Annotated in this window: 24 protein-coding genes; 18 read left to right on the top strand and 6 right to left on the bottom strand. The window is 72.5% G+C overall.

What is annotated here, in order from left to right; translation table 11 throughout:
• Positions 1-84: 84 nt before the first annotated feature.
• The 4 genes from ACZ5ON_RS01300 to ACZ5ON_RS01315 all read left to right on the top strand — a co-directional run bounded on the left by ACZ5ON_RS01300 (position 85) and on the right by ACZ5ON_RS01315 (position 2,829).
• Positions 85-591, top strand: a complete 507-nt coding sequence (locus ACZ5ON_RS01300; RefSeq protein ID WP_465583272.1) for a TraR/DksA family transcriptional regulator — start codon at positions 85-87, stop codon at positions 589-591.
• A 216-nt stretch (positions 592-807) separates the two neighbouring features.
• Positions 808-1,356: a signal peptidase II gene (gene lspA / locus ACZ5ON_RS01305; protein ID WP_465583275.1), complete on the top strand. Its 549-nt coding sequence runs from the start codon at positions 808-810 to the stop codon at positions 1,354-1,356.
• 77 nt (positions 1,357-1,433) lie between these two features.
• On the top strand, positions 1,434-2,372 hold the full coding sequence (locus ACZ5ON_RS01310; protein ID WP_344634068.1) for an RluA family pseudouridine synthase: 939 nt from the start codon (positions 1,434-1,436) through the stop codon (positions 2,370-2,372).
• 1 nt (position 2,373) lies between these two features.
• Positions 2,374-2,829, top strand: a complete 456-nt coding sequence (locus ACZ5ON_RS01315) for a GNAT family N-acetyltransferase (protein ID WP_465583280.1) — start codon at positions 2,374-2,376, stop codon at positions 2,827-2,829.
• Positions 2,830-2,865: 36 nt separating this feature from the next.
• Here ACZ5ON_RS01315 and ACZ5ON_RS01320 read toward each other — a convergent pair whose 3' ends face one another.
• Positions 2,866-3,885: a mechanosensitive ion channel family protein gene (locus tag ACZ5ON_RS01320; protein ID WP_465583283.1), complete on the bottom strand. Its 1,020-nt coding sequence runs from the start codon at positions 3,883-3,885 to the stop codon at positions 2,866-2,868.
• 269 nt (positions 3,886-4,154) lie between these two features.
• Here ACZ5ON_RS01320 and ACZ5ON_RS01325 point away from each other — a divergent pair, with 269 nt between their 5' ends.
• The 4 genes from ACZ5ON_RS01325 (at position 4,155) to dnaE (ending at position 12,213) form a co-directional block, all read left to right on the top strand.
• On the top strand, positions 4,155-6,923 hold the full coding sequence (locus ACZ5ON_RS01325) for an alpha/beta fold hydrolase (protein ID WP_465583286.1): 2,769 nt from the start codon (positions 4,155-4,157) through the stop codon (positions 6,921-6,923).
• Positions 6,920-7,810 (top strand): ABC transporter permease, encoded by an 891-nt coding sequence (locus tag ACZ5ON_RS01330; RefSeq protein WP_465583289.1) that lies wholly within the window; start codon positions 6,920-6,922, stop codon positions 7,808-7,810. The genes ACZ5ON_RS01325 and ACZ5ON_RS01330 overlap by 4 nt, the downstream gene beginning before the upstream one ends.
• 60 nt (positions 7,811-7,870) lie before the next feature.
• Positions 7,871-8,494 carry a dienelactone hydrolase family protein gene (locus ACZ5ON_RS01335; protein WP_465583292.1) on the top strand — a complete coding sequence of 208 codons (624 nt, stop codon included), beginning with the start codon at positions 7,871-7,873 and terminating at the stop codon, positions 8,492-8,494.
• 185 nt (positions 8,495-8,679) lie between these two features.
• A complete protein-coding gene (gene dnaE / locus ACZ5ON_RS01340; RefSeq protein WP_465583295.1) occupies positions 8,680-12,213 on the top strand; it encodes a DNA polymerase III subunit alpha in 3,534 nt (1,177 codons plus the stop codon).
• Positions 12,214-12,303: 90 nt separating this feature from the next.
• Here dnaE and ACZ5ON_RS01345 read toward each other — a convergent pair whose 3' ends face one another.
• Positions 12,304-13,197 carry a LysR family transcriptional regulator gene (locus ACZ5ON_RS01345; RefSeq protein ID WP_465583298.1) on the bottom strand — a complete coding sequence of 298 codons (894 nt, stop codon included), beginning with the start codon at positions 13,195-13,197 and terminating at the stop codon, positions 12,304-12,306.
• Positions 13,198-13,269: 72 nt separating this feature from the next.
• Here ACZ5ON_RS01345 and ACZ5ON_RS01350 point away from each other — a divergent pair, with 72 nt between their 5' ends.
• Together ACZ5ON_RS01350 and ACZ5ON_RS01355 are read left to right on the top strand one after the other, a co-directional pair.
• Positions 13,270-14,142, top strand: a complete 873-nt coding sequence (locus tag ACZ5ON_RS01350) for a dihydrodipicolinate synthase family protein (RefSeq protein ID WP_465583303.1) — start codon at positions 13,270-13,272, stop codon at positions 14,140-14,142.
• 188 nt (positions 14,143-14,330) lie between these two features.
• A complete protein-coding gene (locus tag ACZ5ON_RS01355; RefSeq protein ID WP_465583306.1) occupies positions 14,331-15,362 on the top strand; it encodes an aspartate-semialdehyde dehydrogenase in 1,032 nt (343 codons plus the stop codon).
• A 57-nt stretch (positions 15,363-15,419) separates the two neighbouring features.
• On the opposite strand, the gene ACZ5ON_RS01360 is transcribed toward ACZ5ON_RS01355, so the two are convergent.
• Entirely contained in the window at positions 15,420-16,196 is a 777-nt protein-coding gene (locus ACZ5ON_RS01360) for a hypothetical protein (protein ID WP_465583310.1), read from the bottom strand.
• Between the two features lie 186 nt (positions 16,197-16,382).
• On the opposite strand from ACZ5ON_RS01360, the gene ACZ5ON_RS01365 reads away from it, so the two are divergent.
• The 4 genes from ACZ5ON_RS01365 (at position 16,383) to ACZ5ON_RS01380 (ending at position 20,463) form a co-directional block, all read left to right on the top strand.
• On the top strand, positions 16,383-17,585 hold the full coding sequence (locus ACZ5ON_RS01365) for an NYN domain-containing protein (RefSeq protein WP_465583313.1): 1,203 nt from the start codon (positions 16,383-16,385) through the stop codon (positions 17,583-17,585).
• Between the two features lie 215 nt (positions 17,586-17,800).
• On the top strand, positions 17,801-18,754 hold the full coding sequence (locus ACZ5ON_RS01370; protein WP_465583954.1) for an ABC transporter ATP-binding protein: 954 nt from the start codon (positions 17,801-17,803) through the stop codon (positions 18,752-18,754).
• Positions 18,755-18,836: 82 nt separating this feature from the next.
• On the top strand, positions 18,837-19,637 hold the full coding sequence (locus ACZ5ON_RS01375) for an ABC transporter permease (RefSeq protein ID WP_465583316.1): 801 nt from the start codon (positions 18,837-18,839) through the stop codon (positions 19,635-19,637).
• A gap of 70 nt (positions 19,638-19,707) precedes the next feature.
• Complete coding sequence (locus ACZ5ON_RS01380) at positions 19,708-20,463, top strand: hypothetical protein (protein ID WP_465583319.1); 756 nt, start codon at positions 19,708-19,710, stop codon at positions 20,461-20,463.
• Between the two features lie 12 nt (positions 20,464-20,475).
• Here the strand turns inward: ACZ5ON_RS01380 and ybaK are convergent, their stop codons facing one another.
• From ybaK to ACZ5ON_RS01395, 3 genes are all read right to left on the bottom strand, one after another.
• A complete protein-coding gene (gene ybaK, locus ACZ5ON_RS01385) occupies positions 20,476-20,967 on the bottom strand; it encodes a Cys-tRNA(Pro) deacylase (protein ID WP_465583322.1) in 492 nt (163 codons plus the stop codon).
• A gap of 34 nt (positions 20,968-21,001) precedes the next feature.
• Positions 21,002-21,739, bottom strand: a complete 738-nt coding sequence (locus ACZ5ON_RS01390; RefSeq protein WP_465583957.1) for an LON peptidase substrate-binding domain-containing protein — start codon at positions 21,737-21,739, stop codon at positions 21,002-21,004.
• A gap of 89 nt (positions 21,740-21,828) precedes the next feature.
• Entirely contained in the window at positions 21,829-23,478 is a 1,650-nt protein-coding gene (locus ACZ5ON_RS01395) for an oxidoreductase (RefSeq protein ID WP_465583325.1), read from the bottom strand.
• 92 nt (positions 23,479-23,570) lie between these two features.
• Between ACZ5ON_RS01395 and hisD the strand changes: the two genes are divergently transcribed.
• The 4 genes from hisD to ACZ5ON_RS01415 are packed head-to-tail and all read left to right on the top strand — an operon-like array spanning position 23,571 to position 26,836.
• Positions 23,571-24,881, top strand: coding sequence for a histidinol dehydrogenase (gene hisD, locus ACZ5ON_RS01400; RefSeq protein WP_465583331.1), 1,311 nt, complete (start codon positions 23,571-23,573; stop codon positions 24,879-24,881).
• Positions 24,878-26,086 carry a histidinol-phosphate transaminase gene (locus ACZ5ON_RS01405; protein ID WP_465583333.1) on the top strand — a complete coding sequence of 403 codons (1,209 nt, stop codon included), beginning with the start codon at positions 24,878-24,880 and terminating at the stop codon, positions 26,084-26,086. The genes hisD and ACZ5ON_RS01405 overlap by 4 nt, the downstream gene beginning before the upstream one ends.
• Positions 26,087-26,093: 7 nt before the next feature.
• Positions 26,094-26,687, top strand: a complete 594-nt coding sequence (gene hisB, locus ACZ5ON_RS01410; protein ID WP_344634049.1) for an imidazoleglycerol-phosphate dehydratase HisB — start codon at positions 26,094-26,096, stop codon at positions 26,685-26,687.
• Complete coding sequence (locus ACZ5ON_RS01415; RefSeq protein WP_344634048.1) at positions 26,684-26,836, top strand: hypothetical protein; 153 nt, start codon at positions 26,684-26,686, stop codon at positions 26,834-26,836. Before hisB ends, ACZ5ON_RS01415 begins: the two co-directional genes overlap by 4 nt.
• Positions 26,837-26,843: the final 7 nt, after the last annotated feature.

Consider the following 26,843-nt stretch of genomic DNA (forward strand, 5'->3'; position numbering starts at 1 on the left):
GAAGCCATGGCTGACAAGGCAATCGGCGGTACCGCCACGAAGCGGGGACGCAAGGCCGTGGCGGGCGACTCAGGGGAGGGGACCGTGACCACTGCACGGCACAAGACCAGCACCACGACCGGCCACGCTGCCGCCACCAGCCGCAACCACGCCCCGGTGGGCACCGGCGCCCGGGGCGGCGCCGAGTCGGTGGACCCGGCGGAGCTGCCCGTCCGCCCCGGTGAGGACCCCTGGACATCGGCCGAGGTCGCCGAGCTGCACGCTGAGCTGAACGACGAGCTGGAACGGCTGCGAGCCGAGATCGAGGCCGCGGAGGCCGCGATCACCGGCCTGATGCGTGACTCCAACGACGGCGCGGGGGACGACCAGGTCGACGCCGGCACCAAGAACATCAACCGGGAGAGTGAGCTCGCGCTCGCCAACAACGCCCGCGACAGCCTCGCCCAGGCCGAGCGCGCGCTGGCCCGCCTCGAAGGGGTCGGCTTCGGTGTGTGCGAGTCCTGCGGCCAGGCGGTGGGCAAGGCCAGACTGCAGGCCTTCCCGCGGGCCACCCTCTGCGTCAGCTGCAAGGCGAAGCAGGAGCGCAGGTAACCGACGGGTGGGGTCCGCCCGGTCGGATCACTGTGTCGGACGGGTCGAAGTGGACCTGGGGGTCGGGCGTTGCCGTACGCTCGACCCCGTAACGTCGGCCCGATTTCCCCCAGCCTTCGGCCGGGGGTCCCCTAGGCAGCGGAGCGGATCATCAGCACGCCAGGTTCCCCCCAGACCCAGGACGACTCCGTCCCGACCGCGCCCGTGGAGGCCGCCGTGGACGAACCGGCCGGTGCCACCGCCGCCGGCGCGGCACCGGGTGCGGCCCGCCGCCGCCGGATCGGTGTGCTGCTGCTCATCGCGGTGCTCGCCTACCTGATCGACCTGGGCAGCAAGCTGCTCGTGGTGGCCCGGCTCGAAGGCCACCAGGCGATCCAGGTGATCGGTGACGTGGTCACCCTGCAGGTGATCCGCAACGGGGGCGCCGCCTTCGGCATGGGCCAGGCGATGACGATCGTCTTCACCATGATCGCCGCGGCCGTGATCGTGGTGATCTGGCGGATCGCCCGCAAGCTCTACAGCCTGCCCTGGGCGATCGCGCTCGGCCTGCTGCTCGGCGGCGCGCTCGGCAACCTCACCGACCGGCTGTTCCGGACTCCCGAGGTCTTCCGCGGCCACGTGGTGGACTTCATCTCGGTGCAGCACTTCGCGGTCTTCAACCTGGCCGACTCGGCCATCGTCTGCGGCGGCGTCCTGGTGGTCCTGCTCTCCTTCCGGGGCAGTAACCCGGACGGCACCGTCCACCAGGCGGGCAAGGGGGAGTAGCACCGGCCCGGTCCGCGGGGAGGGGCCCGGCCGGCGGCCGGTCCTGGCGGGCTCCGTGTTCCGGCATACTCGTACGGGTGAGTACCGCAGCGCAGACCCGCAGCCTCCCCGTACCCGACGGCCTGGAGGGCGAGCGACTCGATGCCGCCCTCGCCCGGATGTTCGGCTTCTCCCGGACCAAGGCCGCCGAGCTGGCCGCCGAGGGCAAGGTCACGATCGACGGGGCGAGGGCAGGCAAGTCGGACCGGGTGATGGCCGGCAGCTGGCTGGAGGTCGAGATCCCCGCTCCCGCCGCGCCCGTGCAGATCGTCGCCGAGCCCGTCGAGGGCATGCGGATCGTCCACGATGACGACGACATCGTGCTGGTCGACAAGCCGGTCGGGGTTGCCGCGCACCCGAGCCCCGGCTGGAGCGGGCCCACCGTGATCGGCGGTCTGGCCGCCGCCGGGTACCGGATCTCCACCTCCGGTGCGGCCGAGCGGCAGGGAATCGTGCACCGGCTGGACGTCGGCACCTCCGGACTGATGGTGGTCGCCAAGTCCGAGCGCGCGTACACCGACCTCAAGCGGCAGTTCCACGACCGGATCACCGCGAAGCGCTACAACACCCTGGTCCAGGGCCACCCCGACCCGCTTAGCGGCACCGTGGACGCGCCGATCGGCCGCCACCCCAGCTCGGACTGGAAGTGGGCGGTGACCAGGGACGGCAAGCCCTCGGTCACCCACTACGACCTGATCGAGGCCTACCGCGCGGCCTCGCTGCTGGACATCAAGCTGGAGACCGGCCGCACCCACCAGATCCGGGTGCACATGTCGGCGCTCCGCCACCCGTGCGTCGGTGACATCACGTACGGCGCCGACCCGACGCTGGCCAGGCGCCTCGGGCTGACCCGGCAGTGGCTGCACGCCGTCTCGCTCGGCTTCGAGCACCCGGCGGACGGGCAGTGGGTCGAATTCAGCAGCCCCTACCCGGCCGACCTGCAGAAGGCGCTCGACATCATCGCCTCGGAGAGCTGAGATGGCACGGATCGGGGTCGTCGCGACCGAGGACGAGCTGGCGCTGGCCTACGGCATCCGGCGCGAGGTCTTCGTCGAGGAGCAGAACGTGCCCGCGGAACTGGAGTACGACGAGCTCGACGCGACCTCGGTGCACCTGCTGGCGCTCGCCGATGACGGCTCGCCGCTCGGCACCGGCCGGCTGATCCACGGTGAGCAGGCGCTGGCGCTGACCGGCCGCCAGGGACGGGTGCTGCTCGGGCGGCTCGCCGTGGTCAAGGCGGCCCGGGGGACGGGGCTGGGGGCCGAGCTGGTCCGCGCGATCGAGCGGGCGGGGCGGGAGAGCGGCGGAGTGGAGCTCGAACTGCACGCCCAGGTGCAGGCGCTGGGGTTCTACGAGCGGCTCGGTTACGTCGCCGAGGGGCCGGTGTACGACGACGCGGGGATACCGCACCGGACGATGACCCGGGTGCTCTGAGCGGCCTTCGGGGCGCTGCCCCGGGCGGGGGCTGGCTCAGTCCTCGCCGGTGCGGACGCGGGGGAGGGCGTACGGGTGCTCGTCGCGGAGGTAGGCGAACAGGTGCTCGCGCACCTCGAAGCGGAGGGCGGCCGTGTCGTCCGGGGTGCGGGCGGTCATGGCGGCCCGCACCACCAGGGTGCTCGGGGTGGAGTCGGTGACCTGGAGGGACCACTCCATGCCGTCCCAGAGGGGTGAGTCCACCAGGAACCGGTGCAGGGCGGCGCGGAGCTGGCCGACCGGGGCGGTGTGGTCGACGTGGAGCAGGACCCAGGCGAGCAGGCCGGGGTCCTTGCGGGTCCAGTTCTCGAACGGCCTGCTGACGAAGTACGAGACCGGGACGATCAGGCGGCGGTAGTCCCAGAGCCGGACCACCAGGTAGGAGAGGGTGATCTCCTCCACCGTGCCCTGCTGGCCGTCCACCAGGACGGTGTCGCCGATGCGCACGGTGTCGCCGAAGGCGATCTGCAGGCCGGCGAAGAAGTTGCCCAGGGTGCTCTGGGCGGCGATGCCGGCGACGATGCCCAGCAGACCGGCCGAGGCCAGCAGACTGGCGCCGACGGTGCGCATCGCCTGGAAGGTCAGCAGCATCACCGCCGCCGTGACCACCGCGATCACCGCGCAGACCACTCGGCGGAGCATGCTGATCTGGGTCCTGACCCGCTGGATCCGGGCCGCGTCGTCGGTGACGCTCTCGTAACGGCCGAGTACCGCCTCCAGCGCCGCCGCCACGATTCTGACGGCCAGCCAGCCGAGGCAGGCGATCAGCAGCAGCAGGACGCCGTGGTGCAGGCTGCCGTCGCGTACGTCGAGGAGCCGTTCCAGCGGCCGTCCGGTCAGCAGCAGCCCGGCGGCGACCACCAGTTGGAGGGGGATCCGGCAACGGCGCAGCAGCGGCCAGACGGGTGCCTCCGGGTGGCGCGCGGCGACCCGTTGCAGCAACTGGTCGACGATCCAGCCGACCGCCAGGGTGACGGCGACGACAGCGAGCAGTGTGGCGAGCGGCCAGAGCAGCACGGGGCACCTCGACGAGGTCGGCACCGGGGGCCCGGCTGGGATTCCGGGGTGGTTCGCACCATATCCCGCCGGTTTCACGGGCCCGGTGATTGGCGTGGGTGAGGGGAGCGGTCCTGCTCCCGGGGCGCGGGGAATGCCGGGTCGGTCCGGTCGGCGGCGGGTCGTACCGGGGACGCGCGCCGGGTGGGAGCGCCGGGCGTGCCGGGTGGGCCGGATCTCTTCGGCGGCTTACGGATTCCCTACCGGAGAAACGGATAGGATCGGTACCGATGAGCTTCGGTGGGGCATGGCGCCGCTGGCGCAGCGGGCCGACGGCCCGGAAGGTGCTGGCCGGCTCGGTGGCGCTGGTGCTGCTGGTCGGGGCCGGTGCGGCTGCGGTGGCGGCCGGGTCCGGCGAGGCCGCGGTGCACCAGGAGGATCGTTTCCTCGACATGCCCGAGACGCCGGGGAGCAAGCAGACCGTCCGGCTGGACACCTCCTTCTTCACCACCGGCAGCAGCCCGCGCCCGGCCGTCCTGCTGGCCCACGGCTTCGGCGGCAGCAAGGACGGCGAGCGGGACCGCGCCCGGCAGCTGGCCCGTTCCGGGTACGCAGTACTGACCTGGTCGGCCCGCGGTTTCGGGGCCTCCGGAGGGAAGATCGGCCTGGACGCGCCGGACCGGGAGATCGAGGACGTCAAGCACCTGGTGGACTGGCTGGCCAAGCGGCCCGAGGTGCAGCTGGACGCCCCCGGCGACCCCAGGGTCGGGATCACCGGCGCCTCCTACGGTGGCGGCGCCGCGCTGCTGGCCGCCGCGTACGACGCCCGGATCGACGCCGTGGCCAGCGAGATCACCTGGTGGAACCTGGCCGACGCGCTCTTCCCGCAGGGGGTGCGGGGGAGCGGCGCGGCCGACGGGGTGTTCAAGAAGCTCTGGGCCGGGATCTTCTTCACCACCGGCTCGGCCGGCGATCTCGGCGGCCCCCAGGGCAAGCGGTCGGGGGGTGCGGCCGCCGGCCCGGTGGGCTGCGGCCGGTTCCTGGACGCGCTCTGCGCGATGTACAACAGGGTCGCCACCGCCGGCCACGCGGACGCCGACGCGGTCGCGACCCTGGAGCGCTCCAGTCCGTCCTCGGTGGCCTCGCGGATCAAGGCGCCCACGCTGGTGGTGCAGGGGCAGCAGGACTCGCTCTTCCCACTGGACCAGGGCGACGCCATCGCCCGGGCGGTCGCCGCGAACGGCGCGCCGGTCGGGGTGGACTGGTTCGCCGGAGGACACGACGGCGGCACCGAGGGCAGCGCCCGTACGGACGCCCGGGTGACCGGCTGGTTCGACCACTATCTGAAGGGCGCCGGAAACGACACCGGCCCGGCCTTCCGGGTCACCCGCACCGGTGGGGTCGACTCCACCGGCTTCCAGGCGGTGCTGCGCGGCGCCGACGCCGACAGCTACCCCGGCCTGTCCGGCACCGGCTCGCGCGGCATCGAACTCACCGGCCGGCCCCAGGACGTCGCCAACCCACCCGGCGGCGCGCCGCCGAACATCTCCACCCTGCCGGGGATCGGCGCGCTCACCCAGTTCGCCTCCGTCGGCGGCGGCCTCTCGCTGGACTTCCCGGGCCAGTTCGCCGCCTTCGACTCCGCACCGCTGGACACCAGCCTGCACCTGACCGGCGCGCCCAGGACCTCCGTCCACGTCCGGGCCGACCAGCCCGAAGCGGTGCTGTTCGCGAAGCTGTACGACGTCGCACCGGACGGCAGTAAGCAACTGCCCCAGCAGCTGGTCGCCCCGCTGCGGGTGACCGGCGCGGACGCGCCCGGCGGACACACCGTCGAGATCGCGCTGCCCGCCGTGGACCACAGCTTCGAGGCCGGGCACCGGCTCAGGCTGGTGCTCTCCTCCACCGACCTGGCGTACGCCTCGCCCGCCCAGCCGGCCACCTACCAGGTCTCGGTGACGGCGCCGCTGACCGTTCCCACCGTGGCCGGACTGCGCACCGAGGCTGCCCCGCTGCCCGCGCGGACCTGGCTGCTGCCGCTGGGTGCCGTACTGCTCGCCGCGCTGCTGCTGTTCGGCCGCCGGCTGCGTCCGCGCCGGGACCGGAAGGTGCTGCCCGACCCGGCGCTGGCCCAAGTCCCACTGCGGATCAGCGGATTGAGCAAGCGCTACCACGGCGCGGCGGACCGGTACGCGGTGCGGGACCTGAGTTTCAGGGTGGAGCAGGGCCAGGTGCTCGGACTGCTCGGTCCGAACGGTGCCGGGAAGACCACCACGCTGCGGATGCTGATGGGCCTGATCCGGCCGGACGCCGGGGAGATCCGGGTGTTCGGGCACGCGGTGCGGCCCGGTGCGCCCGTGCTCTCCCGGGTGGGCTCCTTCGTGGAGGGCGCGGGCTTCCTGCCGCACCTCACCGGCCGGGCCAACCTGCACCTGTACTGGCGGGCCACCGGACGACCGGCCGAGGACGCCCACTTCGAGGAGGCCCTGGCGATCGCCGACCTGGGCGAGGCGCTGGACCGCGCGGTGCGCACCTACTCCCAGGGCATGCGCCAGCGGCTGGCCATCGCCCAGGCCATGCTCGGGCTGCCGGACCTGCTGATCCTGGACGAGCCCACCAACGGTCTCGACCCGCCGCAGATCCGCGAGATGCGCGAGGTGATGATCCGGTACGCCGCCGCAGGGCGCACCGTCATCGTGTCCAGCCACCTGCTCTCGGAGGTGGAGCAGAGCTGCACCCACCTGGTGGTGATGGACCGCGGCCGGCTGGTCAGCGCGGGCGCCGTCGGCGAGATCGTCGGCGAGGGCGAGCTGCTGCTGGTCGGCACTCCGGCCGACTTCCCGGCGAACGAGCTGGCGCTGGCCGCCGAGAAGGCGGCCGCGCTGGCCGGCGTCGGCGCGGTCTCGGTGGTGGAGCGGGGCCTGCTGGTCCGGCTGGACGGCATGACGGCCGGCCGGTTGGTGGCCGAGCTGGTCGGGCTGGACGTCCCCGTCGAACGGGTCGGGCCGCACCGGCGGCTGGAGGACGCGTTCCTGTCCCTGATCGGAGGCTCGGCGTGAGCACGTCGACGGCTGACCCCACGGCGACGGCCGACCGCACGGCGACGGCCGACCACGCGGCGGGGTACCGGGCGGGCCGGACCCTGCCACTGTGGGTGGAGGTCGTCCGCCAGCTGCGGCGACGGCGCACCCTGGTGATGACCGGGGTGCTGGCGGCGATGCCGCTGGTCATCCTGGCGGCGTTCCAGATCGGCGGTACGCCGGACCGGGTGAACCGGACCACCTTCATCGAGCTGGCCACCGCCTCCGGGCCGAACTTCGCCGCCACCATGCTCTTCATGGGCACCGGCTTCATGCTGGTCATCCCGGTCGCGCTGTACTGCGGGGACACCGTGGCCGCCGAGGCCAACTGGTCCTCGCTGCGCTACCTGCTGGCCGCGCCGGTGCCCAGGGCCAGGCTGTTGCTGCGCAAGTTCACGGTCGGGCTGCTCTTCTCGGCGGCCACCATCGTGCTGCTGCCGCTGCTCGGACTGGCGGTGGGCACCGCCGCGTACGGCTGGGGCGACCTCAAGCTGCCGACCGGGGTCAGCCTGCCCGCCTCGGCCGTGCTGCCCCGGCTGGCGATCGCGGTGGCCTTCGTGATCCTCAGCGAACTGGTCGTCGCAGCACTGGCGTTCTGGCTGTCCACGGCGACGGACGCGCCGCTCGGCGCGGTCGGCGGGGCGGTGTTCGTCACGATCATCACCGGCGTACTGGACGCGGTCACCGCGCTCGGGTCGCTGCGCGAGTGGCTGCCCTCGCACTGGCAGTACTCATGGGCGGACGCGCTGCAGCCCCAGCTGGAGTGGGGCGGCATGGTCCAGGGCGTCTCGCTCTCGGTCAGCTACGCGATCGTGCTGCTCGCGCTCGCCTTCCGGGGCTTCGCCCGAAAGGACGTGGTGTCCTGAGGCAGTCGGACCGGGCCGTGCGGCCCGGGGGCGGGGCGATGGGTGATGATGGTCGGGACCATGGCCCCTGTACAGCGAAGGATCGAATCCGTGGCCCAGATCGTGCTCCTCCACTCCGCCTACGGACTGCGCCCGGCGGTGTCGGCCGCAGCCGAGCGACTGCGTGCGGCCGGGCACGCGGTGCACACGCCGGACCTGTACGAGGGGCAGGTCTTCGACGACGTCGAGGCCGGGATGGCCTACCGGGACAAGGTCACCAACGACGAGCTGCTGCGGCGGGCCGTCCGGGCGGTCGCGCCGCTGCTGAGCTCGGGCGAGGGCACCGAGCAGGGGCTGGTGTACGCCGGGTTCTCGCTCGGTGGGGCGCTGGCGCAGAACCTGGCGCTGGCGGACGAGCGGGCCCGTGGCCTGCTGCTCCTGCACGGCACCTCGGACATCCGGGAGGACACGCGGACCGGGATCCCGGTCCAGCTGCACGTCGCCGAGCCCGACCCGTTCGAGTCCGAGGACTGGCTGAACACCTGGTACCTGCTGATGTCGCGGGCCGGTGCCGACGTGGAGGTCCACCGCTACCACGGTGCCGGGCACCTCTACACCGACCCCGAGCTGCCGGACTACGACGCCGAGGCCGCCGAGCGGACCTGGGCAGCCGCGCTGGACTTCCTGGCGGACCTGGACGGCTGACACCAGCGGGACCGGGGCCCGGCGGTGCGGCCGGGCCCGCTCCGGGTGGTGCGTCCGGGAAGCAAGGTGAAGGACTAGACTCGGTCGCGCGGATGCGAAAGCCGTGGTCCGGGCCGTGAGGGTGGCTCGGGCCTTACGTGTTTCACCGCTCCGTGATCCAGTACCGAGACCCCGGAGGCCCCGCGTTGAGCGACCAGCCGTACGCGCATCTGCACGTCCACACCGAGTACTCGATGCTGGACGGTGCCGCGCGGCTGAAGCAGCTGTTCAAGGAGGTCGAGCGGCTCGGGCAGACCCATGTCGCGATGACCGACCACGGCAACATGTACGGGGCGGCCGAGTTCCACAAGCAGGCCAAGGCCGCCGGGATCACCCCGGTGATCGGCATCGAGGCGTACGTCGCGCCGGAGTCCCGGTCCAACACCAAGCGCATCCTGTGGGGCCAGCCGCACCAGAAGAAGGACGACGTCTCGGCGTCCGGCGCCTACACCCACAAGACCATCTGGGCCCGGAACAAGGAGGGCCTGCACAACCTCTTCAAGCTGACCTCGCGCTCCTACGCCGAGGGCTGGCTGGTGAAGTGGCCCCGGATGGACAAGGAGATCATCGCCGAGCACGCCGCCGGCCTGATGGCCACCACCGGCTGCCCCTCGGGTGAGGTGCAGACCCGGCTGAGGCTCGGCCAGTTCGACGAGGCGCTGAAGTCCGCCGCCGACTACCAGGAGATCTTCGGCAAGGAGAACTACTTCCTGGAACTGATGGACCACGGCCTGGACATCGAGAAGCGGGTCCGCGACGGGCTGCTGGAGATCAGCAGGAAGCTGAACATCCCGCCGGTGGTCACCAACGACTCGCACTACACCACCGAGGCCGACGCGGGCGCGCACGACCTGCTGCTGTGCGTGCAGACCGGCAAGAACCTCTCCGACCCGGACCGCTTCCGGTTCGACGGCACCGGCTACTACATCAAGTCGGCCGCCGAGATGTACGCCCTGGACTCCTCGGACGCCTGGCAGGAGGGCTGCCGCAACAGCCAACTGCTGGTCGCCCAGCGGGTCGACACCACCGGCATGTTCGAGTTCAAGAACCTCATGCCGCGCTTCCCGATCCCGGAGGGCTTCGAGTCCGAGGCGGACTTCTTCAAGTCCAAGGTCTGGGAGGGCATGGACTGGCGCTTCCCGAACGGCTACGACGAGGAGCACCGCAAGCTCGCCGAGTACGAGATGGACACCATCATCCAGATGGGGTTCCCGGCGTACTTCCTCGTGGTCGCCGACTTCATCATGTGGGCGAAGAGCCAGGGCATCGCGGTGGGGCCGGGCCGTGGCTCGGCGGCCGGTTCGCTGGTCGCGTACGCGATGGGCATCACCGACCTCGACCCGATCCCGCACGGTCTGATCTTCGAGCGGTTCCTCAACCCCGAGCGCATCTCGATGCCCGATGTCGACATCGACTTCGACGAGCGCCGGCGCGGTGACGTGATCCGCTACGTGACGGAGAAGTGGGGCTCCGACAAGGTCGCCATGATCGTCACGTACGGCACCATCAAGGCGAAGGCCGCCATCAAGGACTCCTCGCGCGTCCTCGGCTACCCGTACGCGATGGGCGACCGGATCACCAAGGCGATGCCGCCGGACGTGATGGGCAAGGGCATCCCGCTGTCCGGCATCACCGACTCCTCGCACCCCCGCTACAGCGAGGCGGGCGAGATCCGCGGCCTGTACGAGACCGATCCGGACGTCAGGAAGGTCATCGACACCGCGCGCGGTATCGAGGGCCTGATCCGCCAGCCCGGTGTGCACGCGGCCGGTGTCATCATGTCCGCCGAGCCGCTGACCGACCACATCCCGGTCTGGACCCGGCACACCGACGGTGTGACCATCACGCAGTTCGACTATCCGACCTGTGAGGGCCTCGGCCTTCTCAAGATGGACTTCCTCGGCCTGCGCAACCTCACGATCATGGACGACGCCGTCAAGGCGATCGAGAAGAACAAGGGCATCAAGATCAACCTGCTTGATCTGCCCCTGGACGACAAGCCCACCTACGAACTGCTCGCCCGCGGTGACACGCTCGGCGTCTTCCAGCTCGACGGCGGGCCGATGCGCTCGCTGCTGCGGCTGATGAAGCCCGACAACTTCGAGGACATCTCCGCCGTCCTCGCGCTGTACCGCCCGGGCCCGATGGGCGTCAACTCGCACACCAACTACGCCCTGCGCAAGAACGGCCAGCAGGAGATCACCCCGATCCACCCGGAGCTGGAGAAGCCGCTGGAGGAGGTGCTCCGACCGACCTACGGCCTGATCGTCTACCAGGAGCAGGTGCAGAAGGCCGCGCAGATCCTGGCCGGCTACTCGCTCGGCCAGGCCGACCTGCTGCGCCGGGCGATGGGCAAGAAGAAGAAGGAGATCCTGGAGGCGGAGTTCGTCCCGTTCCAGAAGGGCTGCCGCGAGCGCGGCTACTCGGACGCGGCCATCCAGGCGGTCTGGGACGTCCTGGTCCCGTTCTCAGGCTACGCGTTCAACAAAGCGCACACCGCCGGGTACGGACTGGTCTCGTACTGGACCGCGTACCTCAAGGCCAACTACCCGGCCGAGTACATGTCCGGCCTGCTCACCTCGGTCAAGGACGACAAGGACAAGTCCGCGGTCTACCTCAACGAGTGCCGCAAGATGGGCATCCAGGTGCTCCCGCCGGATGTGAACGAGTCGGACTCGGACTTCACCCCGCACGGCAGCGACACCGTCCGGTTCGGTCTCACCGCGATCCGCAACGTCGGTGGCCCGGTGGTGGATTCGATGATCCGCACCCGGAAGGCCAAGGGGAAGTACACCTCGTTCCCGGACTTCCTGGACAAGGTCGAATCGGTGGTCTGCAACAAGCGGACGGTCGAATCCCTCATCAAGGCAGGCGCGTTCGACTCGCTCGGGCACACCCGCAAGGGCCTGACCGCCCAGTTCGAGCCGATGATCGACAACGTGGTCGGGATCAAGCGCAAGGAGGCCGAGGGGCAGTTCGACCTGTTCGGCGGGGGAGACACCAGCGACGAGCCGAGCTTCGGCCTCGACGTGGTGTTCTCCGAGGAGGAGTGGGACAAGGGCTTCCTGCTCACCCAGGAACGGGAGATGCTCGGCCTCTACGTCTCCTCGCACCCGTTGCACGGCATCGAGCACGTCCTCACCGAGAAGGCGGACTGCGCGGTCGCCGACCTCGCCGAGCGCCCCGACGGCACCATCGTCACCATCGGCGGCATCATCTCGGGCCTCCAGCGGAAGATGACCAAGCAGGGCAACGCCTGGGCCATCGCCACGGTGGAGGACCTGGCCGGTTCGATCGACTGCATGTTCTTCCCGGCCAGCTACCAGCTGGTCTCCTCCCAACTGGTCGAGGACGCCGTGGTGTTCGTCCGCGGCAAGCTGGACAAGCGGGAGGACGTACCGCGGCTGATGGGCATGGAGCTGTCCGTACCGGACCTCTCCAACGCGCACGCCGAGGCGCCGATCGTCATCTCGATCCCGAGCGTGAAGATCACCCCGCCGCTGGTGGCCCGGCTCGGTGAGGTGCTCGCCCACCACAAGGGCACCACGGAGGTGCGGCTGCGGCTGGAGGGAGCCCGGCAGACCACGGTGCTCCGGCTGGACCGGCACCGGGTGAAGTCGGACCCGGCGCTGTTCGGGGACCTCAAGCAGTTGCTCGGGCCCAGCTGCCTGGCGAGCTAGCGGAGTCGTCCGCGGGGAACCGCGCGGGCCCGGCCGGGCCCGAGGCGCTCGGCCGGCCCGCGCGGTTCCCCGTCCGCCACCGGGCACCGGTCAGCAGGCCCGGTTGCCGAGCCCGGCCGGGACGGCGGTGTGCAGGGCGGCGATGAACGCGGCCACGGCCGGATGGGCACCGGCTCCGGCGCGGAACGCGGTACGGGTGCGCCGGTACATCGGCAGCCGGGTGAGCACCACCCCCGGATGCGCCCCCGCCGTCACCCCGAGGTGCGGGACCAGCGCCACCCCCTGGCCGACCGCCACCAGGGCCAGCACCGTGGTGAAGTCGTCGATCCAGTGCCTGACCTGCGGAGTGAACCCGGCCGCCGCGCAGGCGCGTTGGGCCATGGTGTGGCAGAGCGTGCCGAGCGGGGCCATGATCCACGGCGCTTCCCGCTGTTCGCCGAGGCCGCCCGGGGAGAGCGCGGCGAGGTACATCGGCTCGGTGAACAGCGGCGCGGTCACCGCCAGCCCCGGCTCCGGCTCGACCGGGACCAGGTCGTACTCGTGGACCAGCGCCACGTCCAGCTCGCCCGCCCGCACCGCGGCGGCCACTCCGGCCGGATCCACCTCGGTCACCATCGGCACCAACCCCGGGTGGCGGCCGGCCAGTTCGGCCAGTGCGGCCGGGATGATCGCGCGGGCAGCCGACGGATACGTCCCGATCCGCAACGGACCGGCCAACCCCTGGCGGGCGTGCGCCAGTTCCGCGCCCGCCTGCTCCAGTCGCTCCAGCACCGCCTCCGCGTGCCGGACCAGGTTCCGCCCGGCCGGAGTGAGTGCGACCCGGCGCCCGGTGCGCTCCAGCAGCGGCACCCCGGCCTCCCGCTCCAGCGCCGACAGCTGCTGGGAGACCGCGGACGGTGAGAACGAGAGCGAGTCGGCGACCGCGGCGATGGTGCCGAGATGGGCGAGTTCGCGCAGCAGGCGCAGACGGCGGACATCGAGCATCAGGCCACCTTACGAGAAGCTTCGGAAATGTGAACTGGACCTGCACGGTGTCCAGGCCGCAGGCTCTGAGGCATGGAACTTCAGGGGATCTACGTACCGCTGATCACACCGTTCGACGAAGACGGCGCCATCGCCACCGAGGCACTGGAGCGACTGGCGCACTCGGTGCTGGACCAGGGTGCCGCCGGGCTGGTCGCGCTCGGCACCACCGGCGAGCCCGCCACCCTGGACGAGGACGAGCGGCGCGCCGTCACCGAGGTCTGCGCCCGGGTCTGCCGGGAGCGCGGCGCCACGCTGATCGTCGGCGCGGGCGGCAACGACACCAGGCGCAGCGCCGAGCAGCTCGCCGCGCTGACCGGGGTGGACGCGGCGCTGGTCACCGTCCCGGCCTTCACCCGTCCGGGCGAGGCCGGAGTGCTGGCGCACTTCGAGTACCTGGCCGAGCGGAGCGCCGTACCGTTGGTCATCTACCACATCCCGTACCGCACCGGGCAGGCGCTCGGCGCCGCCACCCTGCGCAGGCTGCTGTCGCTGCCGGGGATCGCGGGGGTCAAGTACGCGGCGGGTGGGATCGACGGGAGCACCGTGGAACTGCTCGCCGGTGGCGGCGGCGGAGTGCTGGGCGGGGACGACACGGTGATCTCGCCGCTGCTCGCACTGGGCGCGTGCGGGGGCATCCTGGCCTCGGCACACCTGGCCACCGGGCGGTTCGTGGAGCTGGCGGACGCCTGGCGCAAGGGCGACGCGGTGAGGGCCAGGGAGCTGGGCGCCCGGCTCGCCGAGCTCTCGGCAGCCTGCTTCGCGGAGCCCAACCCGACCGTGACCAAGGGGGTGCTGCACGCGCGCGGGGTGATTCCCACGCCGGCGGTGCGGCTGCCGCTGCTCCCGGCAGAGGAGGTGTCGGTGGCGCGGGCGCTGGAGCTGCTCGCGGCGCTCGACGACTGACGGACGGTACCCGGGGCGAGGGTCGCCCCACGCGCTCCGAGGGGTTCGCGCCCGGCCCACCGGGCGCCCCCGGCGGCCCCCGGGCGGTGACCACAGCGTGGGACGAAATCCCGGATCCGGCCGTCGACCAGGCATGATGGCCAGGTGCGGGGCCAGAACGAGCACAGCAGAACTACAGGAGGAGTCCGATGAGGATCGGCATCGTAGGAGCCACCGGCCAGGTCGGCGGCGTGATGCGCCGCGTACTGGCCGAGCGCAACTTCCCGGTGGAGCAGCTGAGGTTCTTCGCCTCGGCCCGTTCGGCCGGTCAGACCCTGGAGTGGCAGGGCAGTGCGATCACGGTCGAGGACGCCGCCACGGCCGACTACAGCGGTCTGGACATCGTGCTCTTCTCGGCCGGCGGTGCCACCTCCAAGGCGCTGGCGCCCAAGGTCGCCGCGGCCGGCGCGGTCGTGATCGACAACTCCTCGGCCTGGCGCCGCGATCCCGAGGTGCCGCTGGTGGTCGCCGAGGTCAACCCCCACGCGATCCTCCACCGCCCCAAGGGCATCATCGCCAACCCGAACTGCACCACCATGGCGGCCATGCCGGTGCTGCGTCCGCTGCACCAGGAGGCCGGCCTGGTCTCCCTGGTGGTCGCCACCTACCAGGCGGTCTCCGGCAGCGGCCTGGCCGGTGTGGCCGAGCTGCAGCAGCAGGCGGGCAAGGTGGTGGACGGCGCCCAGGCACTGGTGCACGACGGGTCGGCCGTCGAGTACCCCGAGCCGCAGGTCTACAAGCGCCCGATCGCCTTCAACGTGGTGCCGCTGGCCGGCTCGATCGTGGACGACGGCTCGTTCGAGACCGACGAGGAGCAGAAGCTCCGCCACGAGAGCCGCAAGATCCTGGAGATCCCCGGGCTGAAGGTCTCCGGCACCTGCGTCCGGGTCCCGGTCTTCACCGGCCACTCGCTGCAGGTCAACGCCCGCTTCGCGGCCGGGATCACCCCGCAGCGCGCGTACGAACTGCTGGCGAAGGCGCCCGGCGTCGAGCTGTCCGAGATCCCGACCCCGCTGCAGGCGGCCGGTCAGGACCCGACCTACGTCGGCCGGATCCGGGTGGACGAGACGGTCGAGCACGGCCTGTCGCTCTTCCTCTCCAGCGACAACCTGCGCAAGGGCGCCGCGCTCAACGCCGTCCAGGTGGCCGAGCTGGTCGCCGCCGAGCTCAAGGGCCGCTGACCGGTCCCCTTCCCCGGTGCCGGGCCTCCTGGGAGGCCCGGCCTCCCGCTCTTCAGGTCAGGGCTGAGGGTGCGCCGCGACCGTGACCGTGAGCGGGGACGAGACCGCGCCGCCCGTCCACTTGTCGCCGGGGGAGTACCACTCGTACTCGCCCGAGGCCGTGGCCCGCACGTGCGCCGTCATGGTTCCGGTGGCGTCCGAGACGGCGGTGGCGACCGTGCTCCAGAGCGTGCTGCCGTGCGGGCGGAACTGGAGGTAGGCCGTCCCGCCCTCGTAGCCGTGGTACTTGTTGTCGCTCCAGAACGCCCGGTTCAGCCAGCCCTTGACCGTCAGCTCCTGTCCGGCGGTGGCGTGCGAGGGCACGCCGTAGCCGGAGACCCGGGCCGCCCGCTTGAGCGAGAAGCCGCCCGCGGTCTGGCCGACGAACCGGTCGCCGTCATTGGCGTTCACCTTGAGGTCCACGAACCAGGTGCCGGCCTCGTCGTTGTAGACGTCCTTCCTGGACGGGTCCACCGTCGCCGTGCCCCGGCAGACCGAGACGGTGTGCGAGGTCGGCTCGCACGTCATCGGGCTGACCTTCAGTACGCCGTACGAGGGCCCCCAGACGCCGATCGGACTCACCGAGCGGATACCGGAGTCGTCCTGTGCCGTCACCTCCACCGGGAAGGTGATCGGGTCGGTCGGGCCGACCAGGATCGTGTGACCCTTGTTGACGGTGATCCCGAGCACCCGGGTGTCGCCCTGTGAGGTGTCGGTGGTGACGGTGGGCACCAGCAGTACCGCTCCTGCCGCCAGCACGCTCGCCGCGCACAGAACCGCGATTCTCTTCCGCATCAGTCCCTCAGTGTTGCCAGTGGCCGGGCCCGCTCTTGCCACACATGATCCGATCGGACGGTTCACCGCCCGCTCGGAGGGTAAAGAAGTGCGCAACGGTAGTGCGGTCCGGGGTCCAGCGCCCCCGCAGGGTGCACCGGCGCACCTCCGGTCACCGGTGGCCGACCCGGAGAAGAGGTGCGAATCATGGACCGCTGCGCCGTCCTCGTGGACGCCGGATACCTGTTGGGAGCAGCCGCCAGCCTACTGGCCGGAGAACCTTCCCGTTCCCGGGTGTCGGTGGACCATACCGCTCTGATCGCCGCGCTGCGGGCCCGGGCCGAGACCGAGACCGGGCTTCCGCTGCTCCGGATCTACTGGTTCGACGCGGCCCCGGACCGTCGTCCGCTGCCCGAACACCGCAGGCTCCGGGTGCTGCCCCGGGTCACCGTACGCCTGGGCGCGCTCACCCGCGCCGAGGGCCGTTGGGTGCAGAAGGGCGTGGACGCCGTGATGCACGCCGAACTCGCCGAACTCGCCCGCAACCGCGCCTGCGCCGATGTGGTGCTGGTCACCGGGGACGGCGACCTGCTGCCCGGCATGATGTCCGCCAAGGAGCACGGTGTGGTCGTCCACCTGTGGGCGCTGCAGGCCGCCGACGGCGACTTCAACCAGTCCGAGGACCTGGTCGGCGAGGCCGACGAGCGTCGGGTGCTGGACCGCGAGTGGATCGAGGCATGGGTGCGGCTGCGCGAGGCCGCGCCCGCCCATCCGCTCGGCGAGCCCCGCCCCGAGATCGCCCAACTGCTCGCCGCCCCGCCCGCCGCGGGCCACCCCGGGCACCCGGTCGCCCCGCCCGGCCCGGAGCAGCCGGCCGCCCTCGCCGACGAGACCCGGCAGGCCGCCGCGCTCAAGGTGGTCCCGACCCCGAGGGACCTCGCCCACCGGGCACCCGCCCCCGCCGCCGCGCCGGCCTCGATCGTGCTGCGCTGGTCCTCCGAACGCGGCTGGGCGGACCGGCCCGGCGCGGAGAACCACGGCAGTGGCGACAGCCTGCCGATACTCGCCCAGCTCACCACCGCCGAGCAGCGCTGGGCCGACCGCGAGGAGGACATCACCAAGATCGGCGGTGACGCCCACGAGGTCGGGCAGGTCTTCGCCCGGCGCTGGATCGACCGCCTCGGCTCGCCCTCCCGGCTCACCCCGCTGTGGACCGACTACCCGCGCATCCCGCACCGCCTCGACGGTGAGCTGCTGCGCTACGCCGCCCGGTTCGGACTGCTCGCGCACAAGGACGACCAGATCGACGAGCACGACCGCTACGCGATCCGGGCCGGCTTCTGGAAGGAGCTCGCCGCCCGGGTGCCCGGCGGCGAGGCGCTGTGTGCCGACGGTCCCGCCGACGGGTGAGCCCACCGGGCGGCGGGCCGGGACGGCGTCGGTGATTGCAGCCCCCTCGTCCTGATCTGCTCTGCGGGCGCGTAGAGTCTTCGACCGTGAGCGACACCGACCGGCCGGCCCCGCAGGCCGGGCCGCAAGGCGACCTCGGCGGTACCGGGCGATACACCGGGCAGTGCTGCACCGTACGAGACCTTGCCAAGACCTACCGCAGCCCGAGCCGGGGCCTGGGCCGAGGCCGCAGCCGTGACGCCGCCGCGGGCGCCGAGCGCGGCGCCACGGGCGAGGTCCGGGCCAACGACGGCATCGACCTGGACATCGAGTGCGGCGAGATCTTCGGACTGCTCGGCCCGAACGGCGCCGGGAAGTCCACCCTGGTCCGCCAGCTCACCGGGCTGCTGCGCCCCGACCGGGGCAGTGTGCACATCCTCGGCCACGACATCGTCCGCCACCCCGAACGGGCCGCCCGGCTGCTCGCCTACCTCGGGCAGGAGTCCACCGCGCTGGACGAGCTGACCGTGGCCCTGGCCGCCGAGACCACCGGCCGGCTGCGCGGGCTCACCCCGGTGCGGGCCCGCGGTGAGACGGCCGACGTACTGGCCGAGCTCGGCCTCGAACCGATCGCGCACCGTCCGCTCGCCAAGCTCTCCGGCGGCCAGCGCCGGCTGGCCTGCTTCGCCGCCGCCCTGGTGGGCGAGCGGCCGCTGCTCGTCCTGGACGAGCCCACCACCGGCATGGACCCGGTCGCCCGCCGTGCCGTCTGGTCGGCGGTGGACCGCCGCCGCGCCGAGCGCGGCACCACCGTGCTGCTGGTCACCCACAACGTGATCGAGGCGGAGACCGTCCTGGACCGGGTCGCCGTGGTCGACCGCGGCCGGGTGATCGCCTGTGACACGCCCGGCGGCCTGAAGGCCCTGGTCGACGGTGACGTCCGGCTGGACCTGGTCTGGCGGACCGAGGCCCCGACCGACGTCCCCGCCGTCGCCCGGATCGCCGAGCAGGCCGAGCGCTCGGGCCGCCGCTGGACCGTCCGCACCAGCCCCGAGCAGGCCCGGGAGCTGGTCACCGCGGTGACCACCGGCCCCGCCTTCGCGGCCCTGGACGACTTCACCCTGGCCACCCCGAGCCTGGAGGACGTCTATCTCAAGCTGGGCGGCCGAGGCGGAGGGCTGGCGAAGTGAGGCCGGGGCATCCGCGTGCCGGGGCCGAGGGGGCGGCTATCGGTGACGGAAGAGTGATGATCGTTTCTTTCGAGGTGGACCGGTGACCCTGCTCGACCGTCCGGCGGCGGTGACCGAGACCGCCGCTCCGCTCGCGCCCGCCGCGCGGCTGCTGCCCGCACTGGCCGCCGTCTACCGGGCCCAGCTGGCCCGGGCCAGGGTGGCCCGGATCCCGCTGCTCTTCGTGGCGACCTTCCAGTCGCTCGGCATCCTGGTCATGATGCGCGGGGTGGTGGACGCCGGGGAGAACTCCGCCGCGCGCGCCGTGGTCGCGGGCTCCAGCGTGCTCGTGGTCGCCTTCGTGGCGCTCAACCTGCTAGCCCAGTACTTCGGCAAGCTCCGGGCCACCGGCGGACTGGACCACTACGCGACGCTGCCCGTCCCGCCCGCCGCCGTGGTGCTCGGGGCGGCCGGCGCGTACGCCTCGTTCACCGTGCCAGGTGCGCTGGTGACGGCCGCGGTGGGCGCGGTGATGTTCTCGCTGCCGCTGGCCAATCTGTGGGTGCTGCTGGTGGTCGTCCCGCTCGCCGGCGCCGCGCTGTCCGGTCTCGGGGCGGCCTGCGGGCTGCTCGCACCGCGCCAGGAGATCGCCACCCTGCTGGGCCAGCTCGGGATGTCCGCCGCCCTGCTGCTGGGCGTCCTGCCGGTGGACCACCTGCCGCAGGCCGTCCGCTGGCTGCGCGACCTGATGCCCTCGACGTACGGTGTCGAGGCCTTCGCCCGCACCTTCGGCCCCGGGCCCGACTGGGCGGCCGTGGCCGGCGACCTGGCGGTCTGTGCGGCGGTCGGCCTCGCCTCGCTGACCCTGGCGACCTGGGCGTACCGCCGGGCGACCACCCGCTGAGCCGGGCGGGGCGGGGCCTGCGACGAGGGCGGATCCGTCCGGATCCGGCGAGTCGTGAAACGATGGGCCCGTGACCGTACCGAACACACCTGCGGAGCCGGGAGCCGAGCAGGTGCCCGACGCCGACCCGTACGCAGCCGATCTGGACCTCCGCGAGTCGCCGCGGGAACGGCGGCCGCTGCTGCCGGAGGTGAAGATCGCCGCGGTGCTGACGGTGGCCGGGGTGCTGCTGGGCGTCGTCGTCGGTCTGCTCTGGCTCTGGCTGGCACCCCGGGTGATGCTCGTAGCCGCCAGCGACGCCATCCGGTACGTCGATCCCGAAGGGGAGCAGCGGGCCGGCGCGGACAGCCTCTTCGCGCTGCTCGGGCTGGGCGCCGGGGCGGTCAGTGCGTTGGCCGCCTTCCTGCTCACCCGGGCGCGGGGCGGCGGCGTCGCCGTCGCGGCCGGCCTGACCGCGGGCGGCGTGCTCGGGTCGCTGCTCGCCTGGCAGCTCGGGGTCCGGCTCGGGCCGAGTACGGACGTGGTCGCGAACGCCAAGGCGGCCGGGATGGGCGTGCAGTTCAGCGCCGCGCTCCAGCTCGGTGCGAAGGGCGCGCTGATGGTGTGGCCGATGACCGCGCTGGTGGTGCTGCTGATCCTGTCGGCCGCCTTCGGCAAGCGGGAGGAGGACCCGCCGCCGTACTGGGCGGGCCCGGAGTGGACCGGCCCCGGTGAGCCGGCCGTCCGCCCCGAGGACGGGAACGCCCCCGCGCCCACGGAGAGCGCGGAGCAGCCCGAGGAGAACCCGGAGCCCCCGACCGGACAGGGGTCCACTCCGCCCGCGTAGGCCAGGCAGGCCCTAGCGGCTGATGGGGGCCGTACGGGCGCCCGTGAGGGCGGCGAGGTCGGCGGGGGAGAGCTCGACCTCGAGGCCGCGGCGGCCGGCCGACACGTAGACGGTCGGGTGGTCGAGGGCGCCGGTGTCCAGGACGGTGCGCAGCGGACGGCGCTGGCCGAGCGGGGAGATGCCGCCCCGGACGTAGCCGCTGCTGCGCTCGGCGGCCGCCGGGTCGGCCATCGCCGCCCGTTTCCCTCCGACGGCGGCGGCCAGCGCCTTGAGGTCGAGCTGCTTCGACACCGGGACGATGCCGACCGTCAGAGTGCCGTCCACGTCGGCGACCAGGGTCTTGAAGACCCGGCCGCCGTCCACGCCCAGGGCCTCGGCGGCCTCGCCGCCGTAGCAGGCGGCCGCCGGATCGTGCTCGTAGGCGTGCACGGTGAAGGCGACCCCGGCCGCCTCCAGCGTCACCGTCGCGGGCGTGCCCTGCCCGCCCTTCGTCCTCTTCGCCACAGTCGCCCCTCGGTCCTCGGCTCCGTCGGTTCGGTCAGTTCGGGCTGAACGCCTGGCGGGTCAGGTCCGCCGCGGGCAGCGACGGCAGCCGGGCGATCAGTGCGGTCTCGCGGCGCAGCAGTTCCAGCTCGATGGTGAGCCGCTGCGCGGTGTCGGGGCAGGCGAGCAGTTGCTGCTTGACGGGGGTGGGCAGTACGGAGGCTGCCGCGACCAGGTACGAGAGCACCTGCGGGTCGGTCGGCAGCTCCTGCTCCCCGGCCAGGCTGGCCTCCCGTGCGCCCGCCAGCCGCTTGCGGTAGGCGAAGAAGGCCCGCTCCACGCCGGCCGCGAGGGCGCCGGCCCCCTCGCCCGGCTGCTCCTCGATCGGTTCGGTCTCGCCGACCAGGTAGGGGCCGCTCGGATCCACGCGGTGCAGCCGGAACCGGGTGGTGCCGGTGACCAGCAGTTCGTACTGGCCGCCGGGGAGCTCCTTCGCGGAGGCGATCGAGGCCACGCAGCCGACCCGGTGCAGGGCCTCCAGCGGCTCGCCGGTCACGGTGCCCAGGCCGTCCAGCGGACCGGCCGGGCCGTCCGGCTCGCGGACCGGTGCGACCTCCCGGCCGTCCCGGATCGCCACCACCCCGAACCGGCGCGGCGGGTCCTCCGGCTGGGCCATCAGGTCGGCGACCAGCCGCTGGTAGCGCTCCTCGAAGACGCGCAGGGGCAGGACGAGCCCCGGGTACAGGACCGTGTTGAGCGGGAAGAGCGGGAGCCGTTCAGTCACGGCGGACAGACTAGACGGCCGAAGGCCCGCCGTGCGCAGGGCTTTCACCCCCGGTGGCGGAACGGGGCCCGGTACCCCGGCCGGGGCCGCCCGGGAGCTCACCCGCGCTGGAGCATCCGGGTGGCGCCGGTGACCACGGTGGTGGCCAGCAGCCAGCCGGATATCACCATGCCGGCCACCACCCACTGCCCGGCCAGGTCCGGGTTCCAACCGTCCTGGCTGAGGTCGACCACCGGGATCACCTTGCTGAGCGCGAACAGGGCGGGGTTCCAGGTCGGCCGCTCGTCGGCCTTCAGCGGGGCCGGGTGGTGGCCGAGGAAGTACAGGGTGCCGAGCGCCCAGGTGACGAGCAGCCAGAGCGCGGCCCGGCCGGGACGGTAGCCGTAGCCGACGGTGGCGTCCTGGAGCAGGCCCCAGAGGCGTCCCGGCAGCGGCAGGGTGGCGCGGCGCCGGCGCTGCTTGGCGTACTGGACCTCGCGGGCGTCCTCGTCCCGGCCGTCCCGGCGCAGGGCGGCGGCCAGCTGCTCGTACGGTTCGGGCTGGAACTCGCCGAGGGAGTTCTCCAGCCAGGTGATCCGCTGCTGGACGGTGAAGGTCCCGGCGGGGCGCAGGGACTCGTAGGTGAAGCCGGTGAGGCCGACTCCGGCGGTCGCGGGCCAGGCACCGGGGGCATCGACCAGGTTGCCGACCCGGGCGCGGGTCAGGGTGACCCGGCCGGTGGGCGGGGTGCGGCAGGTGAAGCGCAGCTCGGGGGTCTGGATCCGGTTGAGCGAGAGTTCCTGGTCGGGGCCGAGGCGGAACTCGGCGTCGGAGATCAGGCAGGCGTTGTCGAAGCGGCCGTCGGAGATCCGCACCCGTCCGTGGGAGCGGAACGGGGTGGTCGAGGTGCTGACGACGGTGGCGTCGCCGTACCCGGAGCCGTAGACGGCGGAGGAGGTCACCCAGCCGCTGTCGTTCGAACCGCTCAGGTAGAGCGTGTGGCCGACGGTGATGCGCGGGGCGTTGAGCGAGTAGCCGTCGGCGGTGCCGCGCAGCCGGGCGCCGCGCAGCGAGAGCCGGCCGCCGACCCGGGCGGAGCGCAGGCTGAGCTCGCCGTGGGCCTCCAGCCGGTCGGCCTCCAGGTCGTGGCTGACCGAGAGCCCGTCGGCGGCCATGGCGCGGCCGTAGCCGTCGTGGCCGAGCCGGGTCTGGTTGAGCAGAAGGTCGGTGCCTATCCGCGCATCGGTGAGCCGGATGCCGCGGTCGATCCGGCAGCGGGCGAGGTGCAGGTCGCCGGTGGTGGTCAGCCGGGAGGCCTCGAGACGGCCCAGCCGGCAGCCGACCAGGCGGACGGTCCCCACGGTGGCCTCGGAGATCAGGACCTTCCCGGTGAAGCGGCACCAGCGCAGTTCCAGGTAGTGCGTGACGTCGGCGCCGGCCAGGGTGAGCCGGCCGCTGATCAGTGCGCCGACGAGTTTGAGGGACGCGACACGCCCGGGGTGTGCGGAAGGACCGGCGAGCAGCAAACGGGCGATCACCTCGGCCCTGATGGTCCGCTCGGGTCCCCAGGAATGCTCCGAAAAGGGGTCGTCCACCTCGGTGCCTTCCGAGTCCGGCCCACCACTGCGTCCATCCCGCCCGGCGGTGGGGAGGAAGACGCCGTCACCCCGGTCGGGAAAGGCCCGGAGGTCATATGTCTCCCCCTTGCGGAAGGCTTCCCACAGGCCCGCTTCGGCCGCGGTCCAGTCGCTCGGTGGCTGTTCCGTCATGGTTTCCCCCGTGATCTTCGTCTGTCTCGGCTTTCGTATCACGGACTGAAATGCGCGGCCGCCACTTCTGGCCACTCCTTACACTTGCTCCTGTGATCTCCCGAATTGACCTGCGCGGCTCCGACCTCATGGACCTGCGCGACGTGCTGCCCCGTGCCGAGTTCGACGTGGAAGCCGCCCTGGAGAAGGTGCGGCCGATCTGCGAGGACGTGCGCCATCGCGGTGTCGCGGCACTGATCGAGATCACCGAGCGCTTCGACGGCGTCCGGCTGGAGACCACCCGGGTCCCGCAGGAGCGGATCGACGAGGCGCTGGTCGGCCTGGACCCGAAGGTGCGGGCCGCGCTGGAGGAGTCGATCCGCCGCGCCCGGCTGGTCCACCGCGAGCAGCGCCGCACCGACCACACCACCCAGGTTGTGCCCGGTGGCACGGTGTCCGAGCGCTGGGTGCCGGTCGACCGGGTCGGCCTGTACGTGCCGGGCGGCCTGGCCGTCTACCCGTCCTCCGTGGTGATGAACGTCGTCCCGGCGCAGGAGGCCGGGGTCGAGGGCATCGCGGTCACCTCGCCGCCGCAGAAGGCCTTCGGCGGCTCGGTGCACCCGACGATCCTGGCGGCCTGTGCGCTGCTCGGCGTCACCGAGGTGTACGCGGCCGGCGGCGCCCAGGCGATCGCGATGTTCGCGTACGGCACCGAGGAGTGCCGCCCGGTCAATCTGGTGACCGGCCCCGGCAACATCTACGTGGCCGCCGCCAAGCGCCTGCTCAAGGGCCGGATCGGCATCGACGCCGAGGCGGGCCCGACCGAGATCGCGGTCCTGGCCGACGACAGCGCCTCGGCGCGCGAGGTGGCCGCCGACCTGATCAGCCAGGCCGAGCACGACCCGATGGCCGCCTCGGTGCTGGTCACCGACTCCCTCGCGCTGGCCGAGGCGGTGGAGCTGGAACTCAAGGAGCAGGTCGCCCGGACCAGGCACCGCGAGCGGGTCACCACCGCGCTGGGCGGCAAGCAGTCCGGCATCGTGCTGGTGGACGACGTCGAGCAGGGCCTCGCGGTGGTCAACGCCTACGCCGCCGAGCACCTGGAGATCCAGACCCGGGACGCCCGCGCGGTCGCCGCCCGGGTGCGCAACGCGGGCGCGATCTTCATCGGCCCGTTCGCGCCGGTCTCGCTCGGCGACTACGCGGCCGGCTCCAACCACGTGCTGCCGACCGGCGGCTGCGCCTGCCACTCCTCCGGTCTGTCGGTGCAGTCCTTCCTGCGCGGCATCCACGTCGTGGACTACTCGCGCGAGGCGCTGGCCGGCGTCGCCGCGCACGTGGTCAACCTGGCCGACGCCGAGGACCTGCCGGGACACGGCGACGCGATCCGGGCCCGCTTCGACTGGACGGTACCGGGACAGTGAAGATCGACGACCTCCCCATCCGTGACGAGCTGCGCGGCCAGTCCCCGTACGGCGCGCCGCAGCTGGACGTGCCCGTCCAGCTGAACACCAACGAGAACCCGTACCCGCTGCCCGAGCCGCTGGTCGCCCGGATCGCCGAGCGGGTCGCCGAGGCCGCCCGCCACCTCAACCGCTACCCCGACCGGGACGCCGTCGAGCTGCGCGAGGCGCTGGCCGCGTACCTGACCAGGACCACCGGCTTCCGGCGCGGCCGCGAGCAGGTCTGGGCCGCCAACGGCTCCAACGAGATCCTCCAGCAGCTGCTGCAGACCTTCGGCGGCCCCGGCCGCACCGCGCTCGGTTTCGAGCCCTCGTACTCGATGCACGCGCTCATCTCCCGTGGCACCGGCACCGGTTGGATCTCCGGCCCGCGCAACGACGACTTCACCATCGACCTGGCGGCGGCCAGGGCGGCGATCGCCGAGCACCGCCCCAACGTGGTGTTCATCTGCTCGCCGAACAACCCGACCGGCACCGCCGTCGCCGTCGACACCGTGCTCGCCCTGTACGAGGCGGCGCAGGCCGCCCGGCCCAGCCTGGTGGTCGTGGACGAGGCGTACGTCGAGTTCTCGCACCGCCCCTCGCTGCTGCCGCTGCTGGACGGCCGCCCCAACCTGGTGGTCAGCCGCACCATGTCCAAGGCCTTCGGCGCCGCCGGGCTGCGCCTGGGCTACCTGGCCGCCGACGCCGCCGTGGTGGACGCGGTGCAGCTGGTCCGGCTGCCCTACCACCTGTCGGCCGTCACCCAGGCAACCGCGCTGGCCTGCCTGGAGTACACCGACACCCTGCTCGGTTACGTCCAGCAGCTGAAGGGCGAGCGGGACCGGGTGGTGGACTCGCTGCGCGAGCTCGGGCTCGAAGTCACCGACTCCGACGCCAACTTCATCCAGTTCGGCCGCTTCGCCGACACCCGTGCGGTCTGGCAGGCGATTCTCGACCAGGGCGTCCTGGTCCGCGACAACGGTGTGCCCGGATGGCTGCGCGTCACCGCCGGCACCCCCGCCGAGAACGACGCCTTCCTGGACGCCGTCCGGCTGGTCCTCCCGCCCTCCTCGCCCGCGATCGGGCGGGGGCACCCCCAGCCGAAGGCTGGGGGCGAGGGGCCCGAACCCACCCCCACCCTTGCCGGAGCGCGTCCCGCGCGCGCGGCCAGTCAGGAGCTGTAGCAACCTCATGTCCCGTATCGGACGCGTCGAACGCACCACCAAGGAGACCTCGGTCCTGGTCGAGATCGACCTCGACGGCACCGGAAGGACCGACATCTCCACGGGCGTCGGGTTCTACGACCACATGCTCGACCAGCTGGGCCGGCACGGTCTGTTCGACCTGACCGTCAAGACCGACGGCGACCTGCACATCGACACCCACCACACCATCGAGGACACCGCCCTCGCGCTGGGTGCCGCCTTCCGGCAGGCGCTCGGCGACAAGGTCGGCATCTACCGCTTCGGCAACTGCACCGTGCCGCTGGACGAGTCGCTCGCCCAGGTGACCGTGGACCTCTCGGGCCGCCCCTACCTGGTGCACACCGAGCCCGAGGGCATCGCGCCGATGATCGGCAGCTACGACACCACGATGACCCGGCACATACTCGAGTCGTTCGTCGCCCAGGCACAGATCGCGCTGCACGTCCACGTCCCGTACGGGCGCAACGCGCACCACATCGTGGAGTGCCAGTTCAAGGCCCTGGCACGGGCGCTGCGGTACGCCAGTGAACGTGACCCGCGCGCGGCGGGCATCCTCCCCTCGACGAAGGGCGCGCTGTGAGCAAGTCCGCCACGCTGCTGATCATCGCCGGGCTGTTCCTGTCCGGCGGCGTGTACTCGTTCTGGAAGCAGAAGCAGTCCAAGAGCGTGATCGCGGTGCTCGCGATCGGTGCGGCGCTGTGCCTCGCCTCCGGCATCATGCGCCTCTAGAGACCGG

The organism is Kitasatospora sp. NPDC032150, assembly GCF_055579945.1.